We start from the raw sequence: 2,252 nt of genomic DNA on the forward strand, positions 1-2,252 counted from the left end.
ATACCTTTACCTCATATTTTGTTATAAGATCTTCTAATAGTCCTAATAAGGCTATTAAACCTCCACCAACACCAACACCGTGATGAATTACAAGTATTTTTTTCAAATTTTTAATTAATATTTTTTACAATCCCTTTTGTTAATTACTTACTAAAAAATCAAAACCTTAATTATTCAGTTAGTCTTATATTTTTGTTTAAAAAATTATTTCCATTTACGATGGGCATACATAAATTTCCAATAATTGACTTTTTCAGTATGTTTCAAAAGCCTAAAAATAAAAAGACGATTAACAATTGTTAGATATTCAATACATTTAAGAAACTCACAATACAAGGGTGAATAAGTTACTTTGTAAAAAGTTCTTATCCCTTCTAGTTGGCGTAATTTTCTTTGCTCAGAAAACAAAAAACTTTTACCATCCAAATGTGTAATGCTTGATTCTGGCAAATTCACTAATTTATAACCCGCTTTTGTAATTCTGTAACACCACTCATCTTCTTCAGCATACATGAAGAAACGAGGATCAAACATACCAACTTTTTCAATGACTTCTTTTTTAATCATCATTGCTGCTCCAACAACTCGTTTGACTTCTTTTGGAAAAACTGAATCATTAAAAGTTTCGGTATTAAATAAAAATGACAAATGAAGCAAATTACTAAATTCATAACTAAGAGACGGGTAAAAGAACGAATAAGAAGCTTGTGGAGATCCATCTTCATTATAAAGACTTGCGCCAACTACTCCAACTTGCTTGTTTGCGTCTAAATAATTTGAAAGAATTTTGATAGCATTATTATTTAAGAGCGTATCTGGATTTAATAGAAAAACATTCCTGCCCGCAGCCTTTTTCATACCTTCATTATTAGCTCTCCCAAAACCTATATTTTCCGACAAATCAATATAATTAACCTTCTGACCATATTTATGCCACAAAATTGACTTTGAATTATCGTTTGAATTATTATCAACTACAATAATCTCATATTTAATATCCAAAGTCTTATTTAAAACAGTATCAATTGCATCTATCAACAATGATACTGTATTATAATTTACAAAAATTACAGAAACATCTACTGCCATATTTAATTTAACTCTCTAATTATTCTTGCAGGATTTCCTCCAACTACACTATTTTTAGGTATTGATTTGGTAACAACAGCATTTGCGCCTATAATAGAGTTCTCACCAATTGTGACATTAGGTAAAACAACTGCACCCTCACCAATCCACACATTATCTTCAATTATTACAGGCCCCTTGCTATATAATTTTCTTAAAGCTGGTGGAAGCACCAAAGCCTCTCTATTTATTTCACCATGTGAATGATCTGATATGTAGACCTTACTTGCAAGAAGTACATTATTTCCAAGTACAATTTTATTTATTGCTCCAATATGACAATCTTTTTGTATCGCTACATTGTCACCAATAATGATTTTTGGAGAAAAATTATCTCCCAAAAATTCATCAATCGCATCAATTCTTAAACGTTGATCACATTTAAAATTATGTCCAATCGAAATATATTTTCCACCACTTAAATAAATTGGTCGTGACAAACTAGACCCATTTCCCAAACTATTAAGCCCGTTCCTAATCCAAATCGTATAAAAATAGTTAAATACTGATCTTAGATTATTAAAAAATTTTGGAGGAAAAAGGAAATAAAAAAAAAGAACTAAATATTGAATTCCTTTTTTTATACTTTTTTTCATATTCTATTTTTTTTGAATTTAGTATTTATTCTTTTCATAAGAAATTTTATATTTGATGATGAAAATAAAAATAAAAAAAACTGTTTAGGAAAAAGTACTAAAGCTGATAGCTTAAAACGTGATATAATAAAAGAATTGAATTGTTTCAAATAATTATTCTCAAGTTCTAAATACAAATTAGAAAACTCTACATAATCAATAATCCTTTTTTTAAAGACGACAGGTTTATTAAAAGCAAGTAAGTTTTTTAAATTTTCTTCAAACTCAGATTCTGTTATCATGAGCTTTTTATTCTCTAAACCTTTATCATGTCGATACAATTTATTTTCAATCAATTTTACAGCTTCTGTTTTGAAAGAATCAAAGCTTGTGCAAGTAATATTGAAATCTCTATCAGCTTTCCAATTGATTAAACCTTCTAAAAAATTACATTCTAAGTCTTCGGATGTATAAGCTAAAATTGGTTTTTCAAAAACTGCTGCATATTGAGCCATCAATCCGCCTGAAAAAGGATAAGTACTTAAATAA

At 28.2% G+C, this 2,252-nt stretch carries 3 protein-coding genes; all 3 read right to left on the reverse strand.

Annotated features, from left to right (window positions below):
• Window positions 1-204: 204 nt before the first annotated feature.
• Window positions 205-1,089, reverse strand: coding sequence for a glycosyltransferase family 2 protein (locus tag FLACOL7796_RS24205; protein WP_173973328.1), 885 nt, complete (start codon window positions 1,087-1,089; stop codon window positions 205-207).
• Between the two features lie 2 nt (window positions 1,090-1,091).
• Window positions 1,092-1,724, reverse strand: coding sequence for an acyltransferase (locus FLACOL7796_RS24855; RefSeq protein WP_173973329.1), 633 nt, complete (start codon window positions 1,722-1,724; stop codon window positions 1,092-1,094).
• The coding region (locus tag FLACOL7796_RS24215; protein WP_173973330.1) for a hypothetical protein at window positions 1,721-2,252 on the reverse strand (532 nt) is incomplete at its 5' end. The genes FLACOL7796_RS24855 and FLACOL7796_RS24215, both read right to left, overlap by 4 nt.

The organism is Flavobacterium bizetiae (genome assembly GCF_902804475.1).
GTDB classification, from domain to species: Bacteria; Bacteroidota; Bacteroidia; order Flavobacteriales; family Flavobacteriaceae; genus Flavobacterium; species Flavobacterium bizetiae.